Source organism: Kitasatospora sp. NBC_01539 (assembly GCF_045040525.1).
Lineage (GTDB): Bacteria > Actinomycetota > Actinomycetes > Streptomycetales > Streptomycetaceae > Kitasatospora.
This window is the reverse complement of record NZ_CP109390.1, coordinates 1,993,878-2,012,288: the sequence shown is the minus strand read 5'-3', so window position 1 is coordinate 2,012,288 and position 18,411 is coordinate 1,993,878. Positions and strand designations below refer to the sequence as shown.

The window sequence follows — 18,411 nt, the reverse complement described above, 5'->3', positions numbered from 1 at the left end:
GCGCACGGCGATCGGTGCACGTGCCCATCAGGCACGGACGCCCTTTCCGCCGCGCCGCAACCGCCAGGGGCGGATTCGCGGGCATTCGACGTGGCGCTCGCCGGGCCGGGAGAATGCCGAAGGGCCCGGAGCGGTCGTGCCGGATGCCCCGGCTAGTCGTTATTTCTGATGGCGTGCCACCCGGGACGGGTGGCACGCAGGGGTGGCTGCGGTCCGCGATCGCGTCGCCGAGGACGCGAAAGCGGCCTGGAAGGAGCTTTGGACATGACCGATGGTGGCCACCTCCCGAGCGATGGCTCCCTCGTACCTCCGGGCGGCCACGTCACGGGGGCACCGGAACACCTGACCGCGCCCGACCCGCTCACCGCGCCGTTCGAGGCCGTCGCGCCCGGCCTGGCCGCGGCCGCGCCCTTCACCGCCGAGCCCTGGCAGGGCGAGCAGCGTCCGGCGTACACCTTCCTCGACCAGCCCGACCCGCTGGACGAGGAGGAGGACGAGTTGCTCATGCCCGGTCCGCAGACCACCTGGGGAAACCCCCTGCACGGCGCCCTGGAGACCGTCCACGTGGACTCCGCGGAGGCGCCCGCCGCGCCCGCCGCGATGCCGCCCGTGGTCGACACCATGGCGCTGCGCACCCTCGACGAGCCCCAGGCCGCTCTGGCGGACGACGCGGAGCAGCCGCCCGGCGTGCCCGTCGAGCCGTCCTGGCCGCCGCTCACGCCGCCGCTGGCGGCCCTCGGCGCGGACGCGTCCGAGGCGGCCGCCGAGCTGCAGATCACCGAGCTGCAGGCCGCCGAGGTGCAGGCCGGACCCATCGGTCAGGTGCCCGTCCCGGAGGCTGCCCCGGCGGCGCAGGGCGCGCCCCAGCCGGTCCGCCGACCGCTCCACGCGGGTCCGCCGATCCCCGACCCGTCCCTGATGACCGGTCAGGTGCCCGTGCGCTCGCTGGCCGACCGCGGCCCGTCCGGCGCCCCCGGCCAGGGCAGCACGCCCGCGCACGGCGTCCCGATCGCGGTCGCGCCCGTCGCGGCGCCCGAGCCCGTGACGCTCCGGACGGCCGTGCCGCAGCAGGCCGCCCCCCGGGTGGCCGTCGTCGAGCCGCAGGCGGAGCAGGTCACCGTGGAGCAGGCCGTGGTGGAGCAGGTCGTCGTGGAGCAGGTCGTCGTCGGCCTGCCCGTTCCGGAGCAGCACGAGCAGCACCGGACCGTCCAGGGCGCCGCTCAGCCCGTGCAGCCGGTCGTACCGGCCGAGGCCGCACCGGCCGTCGTCGAGGTCCCCGGGGCCGAGCCGGTCCCGGCCGAGGCCGTCGCGGAGGCCGTCGCCGACCCCGTGGCGCCTGCGGAGCCCGCCGCCGAGCAGGTCCCGCAGTTCGCCGTTCCGGCCGAGGCCCCCGTGGAGGCCGTCCCGGTCGCCGTTCCCGCGCAGCCGGTCGCCCAGCCCGTCGTGCAGCCGGTCGCGCAGCCGCGCCGGATCGCCGCGTTCCTCGCCGACCCGGCCCCGCAGCACGGCCTTCCGGTCATCCCGCGGGAGGAGCCGACGACCGCCCCGGCCGAGGTGCCGGTCGTCGCCGGGCCGCCCGTGGTCGCGCCGGTGGCGGAGCCCGCCGCCGAGCAGGCCGTTGCGGACCTGGCCGTTGCCGACCAGGCCGCCGTCGCGGCGCCGGCGGCGGAGCAGCTCGCCGTCGAGGTGCCGGTCGTGGAGCCGGAGGCCGCCGCGCAGCCGGAGGCCGGGGCCGAGCCGGTGCCGGCCGCCGTCGAGCCGCCGGTCGCGGTGGCGGATGTGGCGGGTGCCGCCGAGTCCCCCGCCGTCCCGTCGATCGCCGCCCAGCCGGTTGCCGCCCAGCCGGTTGCCGCTGAGCCGGTCGCCGCTGAGCCGGTCGCCGCCGACGCGCCGTCCGCGGTGGCACTCCCCGCCGAGCCGGTCGTGGTCGAGCCGGCCGAGCAGGTCGAGCCCGTCGCCGCCGCGCAGCCCGCCGAGCCCGTCGTCGCCGAGCCGGCTGCCGCGGAGCAGCCGGCCGCGGAGCAGTCCGTCGTGGCCGGGGAAGCGGTGGCGGAGACGGCCGAGGAGCCCGTGGAGGAGCCCGTCGACCGTCCGGCCGCCGCACCCGGGTTCGACGAGGTCGGCCGGGAGGCCGTCCACCAGGTCATCCGCGAGCGCCGGGACATCCGCAACGGCTTCCGCCCCGACCCGATCCCGCACGAGGTGCTGCTCCGGGTCCTGGAGGCCGCGCACACGGCGCCGAGCGTGGGCTACTCCCAGCCGTGGGACTTCGTCGTCATCCGCTCCCGCAAGACCCGCCGCAGGATGCACGAGCTCGCCGAGCGCCAGCGCGAGGCGTACGCGGAGTCGCTGCCGAAGGGCCGCGCCAAGCAGTTCAAGGAAATCAAGATCGAGGCCATCCTCGAGACGCCGGTCAACATCGTGGTGACCGCCGACCGCACCCGCGGCGGCCGGCACACCCTGGGCCGGCACACCCAGCCGCAGATGGCGCCGTACTCGGCCGCGCTGGCCGTCGAGAACCTCTGGCTCGCCGCCCGCGCGGAGGGCCTGGGCGTCGGCTGGGTGAGCTTCTTCGACGAGGACGAGATGGTCCGCGAGCTCGGCCTGCCCGAGCACCTGGAGGTCGTCGCCTACCTGTGCGTCGGGTACGTCGACGCGTTCCCCGACGAGCCCGAGCTGCAGCAGCAGGGCTGGGCGAAGAAGCGGCCGCTCTCCTGGGTCGTCCACGAGGAGCAGTACGGCAACCGCGCGCTGCCCGGCGAGGAGCCGCACAGCCTGCTCGCCGACACGCTGCGCGGCATCCGCCCGCTCGACGCGAAGTCGCTGGGCGACGCGTGGGACCGCCAGAAGCGGATGACCAAGCCGGCCGGTTCGCTGGGCATGCTGGAGATCATCGGCGCCCAGCTCAGCGGCCTGGCCCGCAAGTGCCCGCCGCCGATCCCGGAGCCGGCCTGCGTGGCGATCTTCGCCGGCGACCACGGCGTGCACGCCCAGGGCGTCACCCCGTGGCCGCAGGAGGTCACCGGCCAGATGGTGGCGAACTTCCTCGCCGGGGGCGCGGTGGTCAACGCCTTCGCCGCGCAGGTCGGCGCGGAGGTGTGCGTGGTCGACGTCGGCGTGAAGTCCGACCTGCCGGACGCCATCCAGCAGGGCCGCACCACCGGCCTGCTGCCGCGCAAGGTCAAGCCCGGCACCGACGACATGACGCAGGGCCCGGCGATGACCCGCGAGGAGGTCGTGCAGGCCGTCGAGGTCGGCATCGAGACCGCGCGCGACCTCGTCGCTGCGGGCAACAAGGTGCTGATCACCGGCGACATGGGCATCGCGAACACCACGGCGTCCGCCGCACTGATCTCGGTCTTCACCGGCATCGACCCGGCCGAGGTCACCGGGCGCGGCACCGGCATCGACGAGGCCACGCACGCCCGAAAGGTCGAGGTCGTCCGTGCGGCCCTGGCCCTGCACCAGCCCGACCCGGCCGACCCGATCGGCGTCCTCGCCGCGGTCGGCGGTCTGGAGCACGCGGCGATCGCCGGGTTCCTGCTCGGTGCGGCCTCGCTGCGCACCCCGGTCATCCTGGACGGCGTCATCGCGGGCTCGGCGGCGCTGGCGGCGAAGGCCGTGGCCCCGGAGGCGCTGGCCGCCTGCATCGCGGGCCACCGCTCGGCCGAGCCGGGCCACCAGGCCGCGCTCGCCAAGCTCGGTCTGCGGCCGCTGATCGACCTCGACCTGCGTCTCGGCGAGGGCACCGGCGCCCTGCTGGCGCTCCCGCTGGTGCAGAGCGCGGCCCGCGCGATGCACGATGTAGCCACCTTCGACTCCGCCGGGGTCACCGAGAAGGCCTGAGTCAACCCGGCCTCTCCCGTACCGGCCCGAGGGCGCGCCGGTACGGGAGAGGCGCGCGCCGACCCTGTTCCTCCCCACCCAGGAGCTCCGCCCATGAACGCGCCCGCACCCCACCCCACCACCGAGGGGTTGACCCCGTACCCGGTCGGCCTGCTCCTCGCAGGCCGGCGTGTCGTCGTGGTCGGCGGCGGCCAGGTCGCGCAGCGCCGGCTGCCGGCGCTGATCGCCTCCGGTGCCGACATCCACCTGATATCCCCGCACACCACGCCCGCCGTGCACGCCATGGCCGACGCGGGCGAGATCACCTGGCACGAGCGCCCCTACGCCGGGGGCGACCTCGCCGACACCTGGTACGCGCTGGTGGCCACCGACTCCCCGGCCGTCAACACGGCCGTCTCCGCGGAGGCCGAGCGGCTGCGGGTGTTCTGCGCCCGCAGCGACGACGCGTCCGCGGCCACCGCCTGGACGCCCGCCAGCGGCCGTGACGGCGGTGCGACGGTGGCCGTGCTCACGGGCGACCCCCGGCACTCGGCGGGCCTGCGCAACGCCATCGTCGACGCCCTGCGGGACGGCTCCCTCACCGCCCGCCAGTACCGCGAGCGCACCCCGGGCGTGGCCCTGGTGGGCGGTGGTCCCGGCGACCCCGACCTGATCACCGTCCGCGGCCGCCGACTGCTGGCCGACGCCGACGTGGTGGTCGCCGACCGGCTCGCCCCGCGGGAGCTGCTCGCCGAGCTGCCGCCGCACGTCGAGGTGATCGACGCCTCCAAGATCCCGTACGGCCGCTACATGGCGCAGGAGGCGATCAACCGGACGCTGATCGACCACGCCAAGGCCGGCAGGTTCGTGGTCCGCCTCAAGGGCGGCGACCCGTACGTCTTCGGGCGCGGCGGCGAGGAGCTGCTGGCCTGCCTGGAGGCCGGGCTGCCGGTCACCGTCGTGCCGGGCATCTCCAGCTCGATCAGCGTCCCGGCGGCCGTGGGCATCCCGGTCACGCACCGCGGCATGACGCACGAGTTCACCGTGATCTCCGGCCACGTCGGCCCGGACGAGCGCTCCCTCACCAACTGGGACGCCGCGGCGCGGATGACCGGCACCCTGGTGCTGCTGATGGCCGTCGACAAGATCGGTGCCATCGCGGCGAAGCTGATCGAGTGCGGCCGCTCCGCGGACACCCCGGTCGCCGTCGTCCAGGAGGGCACGACCGCGGCCCAGCGCCGTGTCGACGCCACTCTCGCCACGGTCGGCGCGGTCGTGGCGGCGGAGCAGATCAAGCCCCCGGCCGTGATCGTCGTCGGCGACGTGGTGAACGTGCTCGCGCACGGCTGAGCCGCGTCGCACCGTGCGGGGGCGCCGGGCCGACCGGCCCGGCGCCCCCGGCACGTCCCGGTCCGTCCGGGTTTGGAGCCGCGGGCACCGACCGGGCAGGATCGACCCCGTGTCCGAACCGCGTACCGTCACCGACCCCGCCGACCCCCGGCTCGCCGACTACACCGGCCTGACCGACGTCGAGCTCCGCCGCCGCCGCGAGCCTGCCGAGGGGCTGTTCATCGCGGAGGGGGAGAAGGTCATCCGCCGCGCGGTCGACGCGGGCTACCGGATGCGGTCGATGCTCCTCACCCCGAAGTGGCTCGACGTGATGGGCGACGTCATCGCCGCCGCGGACGCCCCCGTGCACGTCGTCGAGCCCGCCCTCGCCGAGGAGGTCACCGGCTACCACGTGCACCGCGGCGCGCTCGCGTCGATGCAGCGCAGGCCGCTGCCCGGTGCGGCCGACCTGCTCCGGGGGAGCACGGTGCGGCGGGTCGCCGTCTTCGAGGACATCGTCGACCACGCCAACATCGGTGCCGCCTTCCGGAACGCGGCGGCCCTCGGCGTCGACGCCGTCCTCCTCACGCCCAGGTGCGCGGATCCCTTCTACCGGCGTGCGGTGAAGGTGTCGATGGGCGCCGTGTTCCAGGTGCCGTGGACCCGCATGGAGTCCTGGCCCGCCGACATCGCGACCCTTCGCGAGGCCGGGTTCACCGTCGCGGCACTGTGCCTGAGCGACCGGGCGATCACCCTCGACGCCCTGGCGGCGCGGCAGGACGAGCGGCTCGCCCTGGTCTTCGGCACCGAGGGTGACGGCCTGGCCGCGCGCACCCTGGCGGCGGCGGACGAGCACGTGCGCATTCCGATGGACGCCGGCGTCGACTCCCTCAACGTGGCGGCCGCGTCGGCCGTCGCCTTCTACGCGACCCGCCCCGGGCCTGCCTGAGCCGGTTCCCTGCGGCGGCGCCCCGGAGGGCCCGCGGCGGGCTCAGCGGCCGCCGGACACCCCGGCGCCCGGCCAGGACTCCTCCAGCCCGCCGTCGCTCCGCACCGTGTACCGGGTGGAGGAGACCGCGCCGGTCAGGGAGACCTTCTCCTCCCGGACGAGGGCGCCGCTCTCCACCCGCCAGACCGCGGCGGCCTGGGGGTCGGCGGCGGAGGCGCGCGAGGACACCGGCACGGCCGCGTCGCCGTCGAAGGCGAACAGCGAGACGAGGTCGACGGGCACGGACCCCTCGGCCCGGCGCAGCACGACGAGCGCGGCCGGTGCGCCGCGGTAGCGGACGGGCAGCACGGTGCTGAGCGCGATCCGGGCGCCGTCGGCGCCGCCCCGGCCGTCGTGCAGGCGGATCGCGGGGCCGCCCGCCGGGTCGGTGTAGCCGCGGTTCGCCCAGTCGACGGCGGGCAGCGGCCCGTCGGCCGGTGCGAAGCCGCTCGTGGCGGGGGAGGGCGCGGAGCCTGTGCCGGTGGTGGGCGCGCCGTCCAGCGAGAGGCCGGGCGCGGAGGCGGCGGGGGAGACGTGTGCGGGGGCGCGGCCGTCGGTGCTGCGGTTCTCGCAGCCCTGCGCGGCGGCGATGGCCAGCGCCACGCCCAGGGTGACGGTCACGAAGACCACCACCCGCTGGCGGAGCAGGCGCCGCCGGGGGCCGACCGCGGGGCGTCCGGGGGCGGGGGTGTGCTGGCGGTCGCGGGGGCGGCCCGGGGCAGGCGTGTGGGGGCGGTCCCGCAGGGTGTCGTGGGTGTCGGGGCGGGGCATCGCGCTGGTGGGCGGCTGCCCGGGAGCCCTCCGCGGGCGGGCGGCGGGCGGGCCGGCCGGGCGCGGCGCGTGGCCGGGCGCGGCCGGTGCCTGCGCGGGCGCGGCTGCGGCGGCGGGCCGGCCGCGGACCGGGCCGGCGCCCCGGGAGGCGAGCTCGGTCAGCCGCTCGTGCAGCGCGGCGGCGGCGGGCCGTTCGGCGGGTTCCTTGGCGAGGCAGGCCTTGATCAGCGGGGCGAGGACGGGCGGCACCGCCGAGATGTCCGGCTCCTCGTGCACGACGCGGTAGAGCATCACCTCGGACGAGGCGCCGGAGCCGAACGGCGAGTCGCCGGTGAGGGCGAAGGCGAGGGTGGCGCCGAAGGCGAAGACGTCCGTGGCCGGGGTCACCGCGGCGCCGCGCACCTGCTCGGGCGCGAGGAAGCCGGGCGAGCCGACGGCCGTGCCGACGTGGGTGAGCGTGGAGGCGCCGCGCGACCAGGCGATGCCGAAGTCGATGATCCGCGGGCCGCGGGGGGAGAGCAGGATGTTGGACGGCTTGAGGTCGCGGTGGACGACGCCGGCCTCGTGCACCTTGACGAGGCCGTCGGCGAGCGCGGCGCCGATCCGGGCGGCCTCCGGCCAGGGCAGCGAGCCCTCGTCGCTGACCCGCTTGTAGAGCGAGGGGCCGGGGACGTACGCGGTGGCGAGCCACGGCCGGTCGGCCTCCAGGTCGGAGCCGACGACCCGGGCCGTGCAGCCGCCGCGGATCTTCGAGGCGGCGGCGACCTCGCGGGCGAAGCGGGTGCGGAACTCGACGTCCTCGGCGAGCTCGGAGCGGATCAGCTTGAGGGCGACCCGCTGGCCGCGGCGGTCGGAGCCGAGGTAGACCACGCCCATGCCGCCGGCGCCCAGCCGCCGGTGGAGCCGGAACGGTCCGACGATGCGGGGGTCCTCACGCCTCAGCCGCATCAACGCCATACCCGTTCCCGTCAGCCCGTGGGGTGAGGCCCCGTCGGATGGGGCATCGTCAGATCCTGTCCGGGACAGCTTACGGACTGGCCGCAGTGGTGTGCTGACACGCAACACCTGAAGCGCCGGTCGGATTGTCCGATCTCCGTCGAATGCGCGGGCGGAGACTGCCGCAGGGCCTTCGAACGGCCGCTCCGGAGTACCCCTGGGGGGCTTTCTCAGGGTTGCCTCGGGGATGCGATCGGTTCCTTCTCCCTCTCCGGTAGTACGCGGTGCCGCGTCCTCTCATCCTCGGGGAGGCCCACCGAACGGTACGCGGGCATGACGACCGGAAGGCCGCCCGCACCTACCGTTGATCCCAGCGGCGGGCAGTACTCGTCCCCCGAGGTCACGGCCCGCCGCGCCCACCATCCGCGCGCGGCCGTCCGGCGGCCGCGCGGCACGAGCAGGAGCGGACGACCATGGCCACGCACCTCACCGGTACCCGGCGCCGCCGCAGGCCGTTTGCGGGCACGTCGCCGACCGCGGACCGGCACCCGGCGGTGGCGCTCGCCATCGCGGTGCCGTGCGCGATCATCCTGCTCGCGCTGTTCGGAGGCTGGGAACAGCTGGCGACCCAGGCCGAGGCCGTCGCCGATCTGATCGGGCGCTGACCCCAGGGGAGGGGTCCGCGCCGGCCGGGGCACGACACCGCCGACCACGTGGACGGGCGAGGCGGTACGGGACCGGCAGGAGAAGGGGCCGGGTATGCGACGTCGGTGAGGACGTCCGTACCCGGCGCCTGCTTCTCCGTGGCGAACTCCGTCGACCTGGGTCGACCTGTGTCGAACTGCGGGCGGACGCACCGAGGGCCGTGATCCTGATCGGATCACGGCCCTCGGTCTGCGGTGCGCGATACTGGGATTGAACCAGTGACCCCTACCGTGTCAAGGTAGTGCTCTCCCGCTGAGCTAATCGCGCGGGTTGTCATGCATCGGTCCCCGAAGGCCCCGAGTGCGCGATACTGGGATTGAACCAGTGACCCCTACCGTGTCAAGGTAGTGCTCTCCCACTGAGCTAATCGCGCGGGTTGTCATGCGTCAGGCCCCGAAGGCCCCGAGTGCGCGATACTGGGATTGAACCAGTGACCCCTACCGTGTCAAGGTAGTGCTCTCCCGCTGAGCTAATCGCGCGGGGAGGGCTCCTGGCGAACCAGGGGCACCTCTTGGAGGTGGAGACGGGATTTGAACCCGTGTACACGGCTTTGCAGGCCGTTGCCTCGCCTCTCGGCCACTCCACCAGGCAACTTCGAAAGACGATCTTACCCTGTCTCCCATCGAGCGGACGACGAGATTCGAACTCGCGACCCTCACCTTGGCAAGGTGATGCTCTACCACTGAGCCACGTCCGCCTGTCTCCCGGCTGCTTCCCCGCTTTTCTTCGGCTCCGCGTCCCGGCGACGTGTTGAACTCTAGCGGATTCCCGGGCCAGCTAAAAATCCGTTCCCGCAGCGTGGCGCGGGGGTGGCCGGAGGGTGCTGCTCCGCCCGCGCTCCCGCCCGGTCGCGGACGCCCCCGACCAGCGCCGCCGCAGTCCTCCCCGGCGGCCGGGCGCGGCGGCCGGGGGGTCGCGCCGACCTACACTTCTGGCACCGAGCCCGCCCCACCCGCGCCGCACCCGCGCGGCGCAGCACCTAGTCCGCGCAGGAGAACCGTGTCCGGCCGCACCACCCCCCTCCGTACCGACGAGCCGCTCGCCCGCTTCGGCGGACGGCTCGCGACCGGTCTGCGCGAGGTGTCCTCGGACCCGGCCGTGCTGGAGACCGCCGGCTTCTGGGCCGTCGCCCACGACTTCGAGGGCCGCCTCACCTGCGCCCGCTTCGACGACGTGCGGCCGGACCCGGCACCGCCGGCCACCGGCGGCTGGCGCGGACCCGACCCGGCGGCCTGGCGGAGTTCGCTCGACCGCGACGCGTACACCGCCGGCGTGCGGCGCGTCCGGGAGCACATCGCGGCGGGCGAGGTCTACCAGGCGAACCTCTGCCGGGTGCTGAGCGCGCCGCTCCCCGATCCGTCCCGGTGCGACGTCGACGCCCTCACCGGGCTGCTCGCCCACGGCAATCCCGCGCCGTACGCAGGAACGATTCGTCTTCCGGAGCACGGCGTGGAGATCGCGACGGCCTCCCCGGAGCTCTACCTGCGCCGCCGGGGACGGACGGTCTCCTCCGGCCCGATCAAGGGCACCGGCCGCACCGAGGCCGACCTGCTCGACAAGGACCACGCCGAGAACGTGATGATCGTCGACCTGGTCCGCAACGACCTCGGCCGGGTCTGCGACACCGGCACCGTCACCGTGCCCGACCTGTGCGCGGTGGAGAAGCACCCCGGCCTGGTCCACCTGGTCTCCACCGTCGAGGGCGCCCTGCGGCCCGGCGCGGGCTGGCCGGAGCTCCTCGCCGCGACCTTCCCGCCCGGCTCGGTGACCGGCGCCCCCAAGTCCAGCGCCCTGAGGATCATCGAGGCCCTGGAGACCGCCCCCCGCGGCCCCTACTGCGGGGCCGTCGGCTGGGTGGACGCCGACCGCGGCGAGGCCGAACTCGCCGTGGGCATCCGCACCTTCTGGATCGACCGGACCCCGGCCGGCCCCGAGCTGCGGTTCGGCACCGGCGCGGGCATCACCTGGGGCTCGGACCCGGACCGCGAATGGGACGAGACCGAACTCAAGGCCGCCCGCCTGATCGCGATAGCGTCGGGCCCGAGCCCCCTCTGACCGCCAGGAGCAGCCCCGATGATCTGGGTCAACGGAAACCTCGTCGACGACGCCACGGCCGCCGTCTCCGTCCTCGACCACGGCCTCACGGTCGGCGACGGCGTCTTCGAGACGGTGAAGTCCGTCGACGGACGGGCCTTCGCCCTCACCCGCCACCTCGACCGGCTCACCCGCTCCGCCCGCGGGCTCGGCCTGCCGGACCCTGACCACGATGAGGCCCGCGCCGCCTGCACGGCCGTCCTCGCGGCCAACCCGATGCCGCTCGGCCGCCTCCGCCTCACGTACACCGGCGGCATCTCGCCGCTCGGCTCCGAGCGCGGCGACGGCCGGCCGACCCTCGTCGCGGCCCTCGGCACCGCCGCGCGCCGCCCGGACACCACCGCCGTGCTGACCGTGCCGTGGCGCCGCAACGAGCACAGCGCCGTCGCGGGCCTCAAGACCACCTCGTACGCGGAGAACGTCGTCGCGCTCGCCGCCGCGCACCGGGCCGGCGCCTCCGAGGCGCTCTTCGCCAACACCGCGGGCCGGCTCTGCGAGGGCACCGGCTCCAACGTCTTCGTCGTCCTGGACGGCCGGCTGCTCACCCCGCGCCTGGAGTCCGGCTGCCTCGCGGGCATCACCCGGCAGCTGGTCGTCGACTGGAGCGGCGCCGAGGAGGCCGACCTGCCGCTCGACGCCCTGGAGCACGCCGAGGAGGTCTTCCTCACCTCCACCCTGCGCGACGTCCAGGCCGTCACCCGGGTCGACGGGCGCGACCTCGCGGGTCCGGGGCCCGTCACGCTCAAGGCCGCGCGGCAGTTCGCCGAGCGCAGCGCGGACGACCTCGACCCCTGAGCCCAGGCGTAGCCCCGGCCGCGCGGGGGCAAGGGGGCGGTATGACGACCACCCTGCGTCCCGAGAGCGCCGAGGAGGCCCTGCCAGGCGGCGGGCGCACGCGGCGGTGGCAGATCCGCGTGAACGGCCGCCCGGTCGGCGGCCTGCGCACCCTCGCGCTCCCGCGCGGCGACGAGTGGTGGGGGGAGATCTCCGAGCTGGAGGTGCGCGAGGGGCGCCGCCGCGGCCGGGCCACGGTCGGCGCCCTCGCCGCCGAGGAGGTGCTGCGCGGCTGGGGCTGCACGCGGATCGACGTCACGATCCCCGCGGAGTCGGAGGGAGGCCCGGCCCTCGCCCGGGCGCTCGGCTACACCGAGCGGATGCGCAACCTCGCCAAGCGGATCGGGGCGCCGGCCGCCCTGCCGCCCGGGCTGACGCTCCGTCCGATCGGTGCGGACGCCTACCCGGCCTGGCTGGCCGCGGCGCGGGACGGCTACCTCCGCGACCTGCGCGCCTCGGGCCTCACGCCGCGGCAGGCGGAGGCCAAGGCGGACGCCGACCACCGGCACGTCCTCGCGCAGGGCCCGGCCACCCCGGGTGTCGCGCTGCGCCGGCTCACCGACGCGGACGGCCGGGAGCTCGGCAGCTTCTGGCTGCACCTGCGGCAGGACGTCCTGCCGGACGCCAGTCCGCTCGCCTGGCTGATGGTGGTGGAGGTGGCCGAGGCGGAGCGCGGGCGCGGCCACGGCCGCACGCTGATGCACGCCGTGGAGCGGGAGTGCCTCGCCGCCGGGGTCCGCGACCTCGGCCTGAACGTGTTCAGCGGCAACACGGTGGCCGTCGCGCTGTACGCGTCGCTCGGCTACCGCGTCACGCGGCGCGTCCTCGGCAAGGCGCTGCTCTGAAGCCGAGCCGCCGCTCCGACCGCAGGGTCAGCCCCGGTGCTGCTCGATCAGCGCGACGATCCGCTCGCGCAGCCCGTCCTGGCTCTGCCCGCCGTCCAGCCGCTGCCCGGCGACGACGTAGGTCGGCGTGCCCTTGATCCCGATGGCCTTGCCCTCGGCCTGGTCGGCGTCGACCAGCAGGGTGTGCCGGCCGTCGACCAGGGCGGTGTCGATCTCGTCGGCGTCCAGCCCGAGCCCGGCCGCGACCGCGAGCAGCACCTTCTCGCCGTCCCGGGCGAGGTCGGCGGTGCGCTCCAGCAGCGCCTCGACGTACGGCCAGCCCCGGCCCTGCGCGAAGGCCTCCTCGGCGGCCTGGGCCGCCGCGTACGCGTGCTTGTTCTTCTCCAGCGGGAAGTGCCGCAGCTCGACGGTGAGCGCGTCGCCGTACTGCGCCCGCAGGGCCCGGACGTCGTCGAGGGCGGTGCGGCAGTCGGGGCACTGGAGGTCGCACCAGTACTCGAGCCGGGGGAGGGAGGCTTCGGTCATGGCCCCCAGTCTTCCATCCGCGGGCGCGTCAGCCCGCCGCCACGGCCTCCGCGGAGCGCTGGCGGGCCCGGTAGGCGGCCACGTGGAGGCGGTTGCCGCACGTCCGGCTGTCGCAGTAGCGGCGGGAGCGGTTGCGGGAGAGGTCGACGAAGACCCGGGCGCAGTCCGGTGCCTCGCAGCGGCGCAGCCGCTCGCGCTCGCCGGCCATGACGATGAACGCCAGCGCCATGCCGAGCTCGGCCGCGAGGTGGTCGCCGATCGAGGCGTGCGGGGCGAAGTAGTGGATGTGCCAGCCGTGGTGGTCGTGGTTGGTGAGCCGTGGGGTCGTGCCGGCGGCGGCCACGACGGCGTTGACGAGCTCCGCGGCCCGCTCGGTGGAGTCCGCGGAGAACACCGCGCGCAGCCGGCCGCGGAGATCCTGCACGGCGGCCAGGTCGGCGGCGGTGAGCGAGTCGATCTCGCTGATCTCCTGCCCGACGACGAAGGTGTCGAGCGCGGCCACGTCCGGCAGCTGTTCCGAGCCGCAGGCCTCGGGGGCCGTGTTGAGCAGCTCGACCAGAATGCTCAGCGCGCACTCGGTGTCATGGGTGATCAGCACGTCGGCTCCTCGCGCGGCGGGGGCGCACGATGGCCCCTCGTCGGTCGTCATCCGCGACTCTACCGGGACGGGCCGCCGTGCCGGGCGGAACGGGCGCGGTGGAACGGGCGCGGCAGAACGGCCGGCCACCCCGTGGAGCGGGTGGCCGGCCGTCCGGCCGGGCGTCGCCGCCGGCGCGCCTCACCGGCGCGGCGACGACCCCGGGACCGCCGGGCGTGCGTGGCGGTGTGTGCGACCGTGCCCCCGAGTAGGACGGACGCGGAGGGCGTGGACCGTCGTGGCGGTCCAGCCGGTGCGGGGTCAGCTTTCGGCGAGGATGTGGGACAGCTCCCGATCGAGGTCGAAGTGACGGTGCTCGGTGCCGGGAGGGACGGCGGCGTCCGTGCGCTTGAGGAACGACTCGAGCGCGCGTGCCGGGGCCTCCAGCAGGGCTTCTCCTTCCGGAGAGCTCAGGGCGATGCAGACGACTCCTTGCCCGTGACTGCGCGAGGGCCACACCCGGACGTCGCCGGTTCCGGTGGGTCGGTGCAGCCCCTCCGCGAGGAGATCACGGGCGAACACCCACTCGACGGTCTCGTCGGCGCCGGTGTGGAACGTGGCATGCACGGCATAGGGGTCCGCGGTGTCGTAGCGCAGGCCCGCGGGGACGGGCAGTGAGGACTCGCTGGACACGATGAGGCGCAGGTGCAGCTCGCAGCTGACCGTGGTGTTCATAAGCGCCAGGGCCTTTCGCTCAGTGTGCGCTCGGGGATTCGCACGTCGGCGAACGGACCATCCCACCCGATAGCCCGGTGTAAACCCGTCTGTCCCGATTCGCCGTGCAGTCGTACCCCTTCCGGCGCATTGAAGAATCGGCGCGGAGGGGGCGTCGGGGCCCGTGCGGGGCGGTATCTCCGGTACTTTTCCCGCATGGCTGTACGAAGCGACAATCCTGAGCAGGCCGAGGACGGTGCACCCATGGCGTCGGACGGTGACGAAGGCGGTCCGGGCACGCAGGGTGACGAGGGGCGCCCGCTGGGCTCGCGGGCCCCGCACTTCATCCGCCGCTCCCGCCCGCTGCACCTGAGCTGGCAGGTGGTGATCTTCCTGGCCGGTCTGGCCGTGGTCGGGCTCGGGGTGGTGCTGCTCCCGCTGCCCGGGCCGGGCTGGGTCGTCATCTTCCTGGGCATGGGCATCTGGGCGACCGAGTTCGTCTGGGCCCAGCTGGTGCTGCGGTGGACGCGGCGCAAGGTGACGGAGGCGGCCGAGCGGGCGCTCGACCCGCGGGTGCGCCGGCGCAACATCACGCTCACCGTGATCGGCCTGGCGGTGATCGGCGGCGTCGCGGCCTGGTACCTGTGGCGGTACGGACTCGTCCTGCCGTGGAACCTGAACTGACCGCGGGGGGTGGTCCGGGCGCCGCCCCGGATGGGGTAATGTTTTCCCTGCACCCGGGCGATTAGCTCAGCGGGAGAGCACTTCGTTCACACCGAAGGGGTCACTGGTTCGATCCCAGTATCGCCCACCGGAATGCATTGCAGGATATGAGGCCCGGACCATTACTGGTCCGGGCCTCATATCGTTTTTTCGGTGCATTCCTGAGGCTGACGGTCATTCACCGGGGCGGCGGGGCCGGTGATCTGGGGGGCCGTCCGGTCCCGCCGGCCGGAACGGATTAGGGCGGCCGGGCCACCTGGTGCTACTGTTCTTCTCGTTGCCCGGGCGATTAGCTCAGCGGGAGAGCACTTCGTTCACACCGAAGGGGTCACTGGTTCGATCCCAGTATCGCCCACCGAGCAGCAGGCCCCGGTCGCCAAGTGCGACCGGGGCCTCTGTCGTTGGCGGGACCTCCCGCGGGGGAGGGCCTCAGGCGGCCGCCTCGCAGCGGTGGTCGGCGGAGAGCCGCCGGCCGCAGCCGCAGCGGACGGGACGCAGCGGCCAGGAGAGATCGACCCGCTCGGCCGTGCCCTCCCGGTCGAACCAGTGCTGCAGGCCCCGGGCCTGGGCCGCGTGCCAGACGGTCTGCCGGAGGTGGAGTTCGGCGCCGGTCAGTCCGCCGAGCCGCTCCGGGTGCCGGACGCCCAGGGCCCGGACGAGGTCGAGCGCGGCGGTGGCGTCGGCCGAGGCCTCGTGCGCACCGGTGAGCCGCACCCCGTAGTGGGCGCAGAGATCGGTGAGCGTGCGGCGGCCCTTGCGGTAGCGGTCGACGTGCTTGTCGATCACGCGCGGGTCCAGCACCAGGAGTTCGGTCCCGCCGAGGGCGTCGGCGAGGGTGGTGCCCCGGTGCCGGCGCAGCTCGCGGTCGAGCAGGGTGAGGTCGTACGGGGCGTTCATGACGACCAGCGGCGTGCCGGCGCGGGCGTGTTCGGCGAGGGCGCGGGCGATCTCGCCGACCACGGTGCGCGGTGCGCGGCCGTACGCGCGGACCTGCTCGTCGCTGATGCCGTGCACCGCGCGGGCGCCGTCGGGGATGGGAACTCCCGGGTCGGCCAGCCAGGTTGTGGAGTGCGCGGCCGCGCCGGGGGCCGGCTGGAGGACGAGGGCGGCGGAGACGATCCGGTCGTGCTCCACGTCCACGCCGGTGGTCTCGGTGTCGAAGGACGCCAAGGGGCCTTCGTACCAGGGCCGGAGCTTCTCCATGACTGCCCCCCTCGTGAGCCGTCGGGCCGTTGCGCGGCGCGCCGCCGAGGACCGGGGGCGCGCCGTGCTCTGCACTGGTGATACCGCAGTTGACGGGCGCTCAACCGTGGCCGCCGCGGTGCCGTGCGGCGGGGCGCCCGGCACGGTGCCGGACGGGGCGTCCGGCGGCGGGCTCCCCGCGCCGGCGGGGCCCGCGGGACGCACGGGGCGCGGCGGTGAGCGCGGTGCGCATCCGGCCTGCCGCTCTCGGTACCATCGAGGGACGCAGCAGAGTGCCGCGGACCACAGATGTCAGGAGAGACCGGTGACCGACGTCCGGATCATCATCAACCGCGAACCCGATCGGGAAGAGCGCGTGGTGACCACGGGCACCACGGCCGCCGAGCTCTTCGCCGACGACCGCGCGATCATCGCCGCCCGTGTCGGCGGCGCCCTGAAGGACCTCGCCTACGCGGTGCAGGACGGCGACGAGGTCGAGCCGGTCGCGATCTCCAGCAAGGACGGCCTCGACATCCTGCGGCACTCCACCGCGCACGTCATGGCGCAGGCCGTGCAGGAGGTCTTCCCCGACGCGAAGCTGGGCATCGGCCCGCCGATCAAGGACGGCTTCTACTACGACTTCGACGTCGAGAAGCCGTTCCACCCCGACGACCTCAAGGCCGTCGAGAAGAAGATGCAGGAGATCATCAAGCGGGGGCAGAAGTTCTCCCGCCGCGTGGTCACCGACGAGGCCGCCCGCGAGGAGCTGGCCGCTGAGCCGTTCAAGCTGGAGCTGATCGGCCTCAAGGGCTCCGCCGCCACCGCCGGCGAGGGCGCGAGCGTCGAGGTCGGCGCCGGCGAGCTCACCATCTACGACAACCTGGACGCCAAGACCGGCGACCACTGCTGGGGCGACCTCTGTCGCGGCCCGCACCTGCCGAGCACCCGGCACATCCCGGCGTTCAAGATCATGCGCTCGGCCGCCGCGTACTGGCGCGGCAGCGAGAAGAACCCGCAGCTGCAGCGGCTCTACGGCACCGCCTGGCCGACCCGGGACGAGCTGAAGGCGCACCTGGAGTTCCTGGAGGAGGCCGCCAAGCGCGACCACCGCAAGCTCGGCAGCGAGCTCGACCTCTTCTCCATCCCCGAGGAGATCGGCTCCGGCCTCGCCGTCTTCCACCCCAAGGGCGGCATCATGCGCCGGGTCATGGAGGACTACTCGCGCAAGCGCCACGAGGAGTCGGGCTACGAGTTCGTCTACTCGCCGCACGCCACCAAGGGCACGCTCTTCGAGCTCTCCGGGCACCTCGACTGGTACGCCGACGGCATGTACCCGCCCATGAAGCTCGACGGCGAGACGGATTACTACCTCAAGCCGATGAACTGCCCCATGCACAACCTGATCTACCGCTCGCGCGGCCGGTCGTACCGCGAACTGCCCCTGCGGCTCTTCGAGTTCGGCACGGTCTACCGGTACGAGAAGTCCGGTGTGGTGCACGGCCTGACCCGCGCCCGCGGCTTCACCCAGGACGACGCGCACATCTACTGCACCCGCGAGCAGATGGCGGACGAGCTCGACTCGCTGCTCACCTTCGTGCTCGACCTGCTGCGCGACTACGGTCTGAACGACTTCTACCTGGAGCTCTCCACCAAGGACCCGGAGAAGTTCATCGGCTCCGACGAGGACTGGGAGGAGGCGACCGAGACCCTGCGCGCCGCCGCCGAGAAGCAGGGCCTGGAGCTCGTCCTCGACCCGGCCGGTGCCGCCTTCTACGGCCCGAAGATCTCCGTGCAGGCGAAGGACGCGATCGGCCGCACCTGGCAGATGTCGACCATCCAGGTCGACTTCCAGCTGCCGCAGCGCTTCGAGCTGGAGTACCAGAGCGGCGACGGCAACCGCCAGCGCCCGGTCATGATCCACCGCGCGCTGTTCGGCTCGATCGAGCGGTTCTTCGCGGTGCTGCTGGAGCACTACGCCGGCGCCATGCCGCCGTGGCTCGCCCCGGTCACCGTGGTCGGCATCCCGATCACCGACGAGCACATCCCGTACCTGCGCGAGGTCGCCGCCGAGCTGAAGAGGCACGGCATCCGCGTCGAGGTCGACTCCTCCGACGACCGCATGCAGAAGAAGATCCGCAACGCGCAGAAGCAGAAGATCCCCTTCATGCTGATCGCGGGCAACGACGACGTCGAGGCCGGCGCGGTGTCCTTCCGCTACCGCAGCGGCGAGCAGAAGAACGGCGTGCCGATCGCCGATGCGGTCGCCGAGATCGTCGACGCCGTGCAGCGCCGCATCCAGGTCTGATCCGGGGCGCGGTCGACCGGCACGGCAGGGGGCGGGCTCGGAAGAGCCCGCCCCTGGC

Annotated in this window: 13 protein-coding genes, 7 tRNA genes and 1 pseudogene; 11 read left to right on the top strand and 10 right to left on the bottom strand. The window is 74.4% G+C overall.

Annotation, left to right across the window (positions count from 1 at the left end; translation table 11 throughout):
• The first annotated feature begins 264 nt into the window (after positions 1-264).
• From cobT to OG335_RS08605, 3 genes are all read left to right on the top strand, one after another.
• A complete protein-coding gene (gene cobT / locus OG335_RS08615) occupies positions 265-3,846 on the top strand; it encodes a nicotinate-nucleotide--dimethylbenzimidazole phosphoribosyltransferase (RefSeq protein ID WP_405010439.1) in 3,582 nt (1,193 codons plus the stop codon).
• Between the two features lie 93 nt (positions 3,847-3,939).
• Entirely contained in the window at positions 3,940-5,175 is a 1,236-nt protein-coding gene (cobA, locus tag OG335_RS08610) for a uroporphyrinogen-III C-methyltransferase (RefSeq protein ID WP_405010438.1), read from the top strand.
• A gap of 109 nt (positions 5,176-5,284) precedes the next feature.
• Positions 5,285-6,103, top strand: coding sequence for a TrmH family RNA methyltransferase (locus OG335_RS08605; RefSeq protein WP_405010437.1), 819 nt, complete (start codon positions 5,285-5,287; stop codon positions 6,101-6,103).
• Positions 6,104-6,631: 528 nt separating this feature from the next.
• On the opposite strand, the pseudogene OG335_RS08600 reads toward OG335_RS08605, so the two are convergent.
• Positions 6,632-7,870 (bottom strand): annotated as a pseudogene (locus tag OG335_RS08600) (serine/threonine-protein kinase); the annotation flags it as partial.
• A gap of 452 nt (positions 7,871-8,322) precedes the next feature.
• Here OG335_RS08600 and OG335_RS08595 point away from each other — a divergent pair.
• On the top strand, positions 8,323-8,514 hold the full coding sequence (locus OG335_RS08595; RefSeq protein WP_405010436.1) for a hypothetical protein: 192 nt from the start codon (positions 8,323-8,325) through the stop codon (positions 8,512-8,514).
• Positions 8,515-8,749: 235 nt separating this feature from the next.
• On the opposite strand, the gene OG335_RS08590 is transcribed toward OG335_RS08595, so the two are convergent.
• The 5 genes from OG335_RS08590 to OG335_RS08570 all read right to left on the bottom strand — a co-directional run bounded on the left by OG335_RS08590 (position 8,750) and on the right by OG335_RS08570 (position 9,251).
• Positions 8,750-8,821 (bottom strand) — tRNA-Val (locus OG335_RS08590).
• Between the two features lie 34 nt (positions 8,822-8,855).
• Positions 8,856-8,927 (bottom strand) — tRNA-Val (locus OG335_RS08585).
• Positions 8,928-8,961: 34 nt separating this feature from the next.
• Positions 8,962-9,033 (bottom strand) — tRNA-Val (locus OG335_RS08580).
• Between the two features lie 33 nt (positions 9,034-9,066).
• Positions 9,067-9,140: transfer RNA gene (locus OG335_RS08575), tRNA-Cys, on the bottom strand.
• Between the two features lie 39 nt (positions 9,141-9,179).
• Positions 9,180-9,251, bottom strand: a tRNA-Gly gene (locus OG335_RS08570).
• Positions 9,252-9,553: 302 nt separating this feature from the next.
• Here OG335_RS08570 and OG335_RS08565 point away from each other — a divergent pair.
• Genes OG335_RS08565 through OG335_RS08555 form a run of 3 tightly spaced genes read left to right on the top strand, consistent with a single transcriptional unit; the run spans position 9,554 to position 12,327 of the window.
• Entirely contained in the window at positions 9,554-10,609 is a 1,056-nt protein-coding gene (locus OG335_RS08565) for a chorismate-binding protein (protein ID WP_405010435.1), read from the top strand.
• Between the two features lie 18 nt (positions 10,610-10,627).
• The gene (locus OG335_RS08560) at positions 10,628-11,443 is read left to right on the top strand and encodes an aminotransferase class IV (protein ID WP_405010434.1); all 816 of its coding nucleotides are present in this window, start codon (positions 10,628-10,630) and stop codon (positions 11,441-11,443) included.
• 41 nt (positions 11,444-11,484) lie between these two features.
• Complete coding sequence (locus tag OG335_RS08555; RefSeq protein ID WP_405010433.1) at positions 11,485-12,327, top strand: GNAT family N-acetyltransferase; 843 nt, start codon at positions 11,485-11,487, stop codon at positions 12,325-12,327.
• Between the two features lie 27 nt (positions 12,328-12,354).
• Here OG335_RS08555 and OG335_RS08550 read toward each other — a convergent pair whose 3' ends face one another.
• From OG335_RS08550 to OG335_RS08540, 3 genes are all read right to left on the bottom strand, one after another.
• The gene (locus OG335_RS08550) at positions 12,355-12,852 is read right to left on the bottom strand and encodes a DsbA family protein (RefSeq protein ID WP_405010432.1); all 498 of its coding nucleotides are present in this window, start codon (positions 12,850-12,852) and stop codon (positions 12,355-12,357) included.
• Between the two features lie 28 nt (positions 12,853-12,880).
• Positions 12,881-13,450: a CGNR zinc finger domain-containing protein gene (locus OG335_RS08545; RefSeq protein ID WP_405010431.1), complete on the bottom strand. Its 570-nt coding sequence runs from the start codon at positions 13,448-13,450 to the stop codon at positions 12,881-12,883.
• 300 nt (positions 13,451-13,750) lie between these two features.
• Complete coding sequence (locus tag OG335_RS08540; RefSeq protein WP_030056266.1) at positions 13,751-14,164, bottom strand: SsgA family sporulation/cell division regulator; 414 nt, start codon at positions 14,162-14,164, stop codon at positions 13,751-13,753.
• A gap of 195 nt (positions 14,165-14,359) precedes the next feature.
• Between OG335_RS08540 and OG335_RS08535 the strand changes: the two genes are divergently transcribed.
• From OG335_RS08535 to OG335_RS08525, 3 genes are all read left to right on the top strand, one after another.
• Complete coding sequence (locus OG335_RS08535) at positions 14,360-14,827, top strand: TIGR02611 family protein (protein ID WP_405010430.1); 468 nt, start codon at positions 14,360-14,362, stop codon at positions 14,825-14,827.
• 55 nt (positions 14,828-14,882) lie between these two features.
• Positions 14,883-14,954: transfer RNA gene (locus tag OG335_RS08530), tRNA-Val, on the top strand.
• Between the two features lie 195 nt (positions 14,955-15,149).
• Positions 15,150-15,221: transfer RNA gene (locus tag OG335_RS08525), tRNA-Val, on the top strand.
• Positions 15,222-15,295: 74 nt separating this feature from the next.
• Here OG335_RS08525 and OG335_RS08520 read toward each other — a convergent pair.
• The gene (locus OG335_RS08520; RefSeq protein ID WP_405010429.1) at positions 15,296-16,069 is read right to left on the bottom strand and encodes a 3'-5' exonuclease; all 774 of its coding nucleotides are present in this window, start codon (positions 16,067-16,069) and stop codon (positions 15,296-15,298) included.
• Between the two features lie 304 nt (positions 16,070-16,373).
• Here OG335_RS08520 and thrS point away from each other — a divergent pair, with 304 nt between their 5' ends.
• On the top strand, positions 16,374-18,353 hold the full coding sequence (gene thrS, locus OG335_RS08515) for a threonine--tRNA ligase (RefSeq protein ID WP_405010428.1): 1,980 nt from the start codon (positions 16,374-16,376) through the stop codon (positions 18,351-18,353).
• The last annotated feature ends 58 nt before the right edge of the window (positions 18,354-18,411 follow it).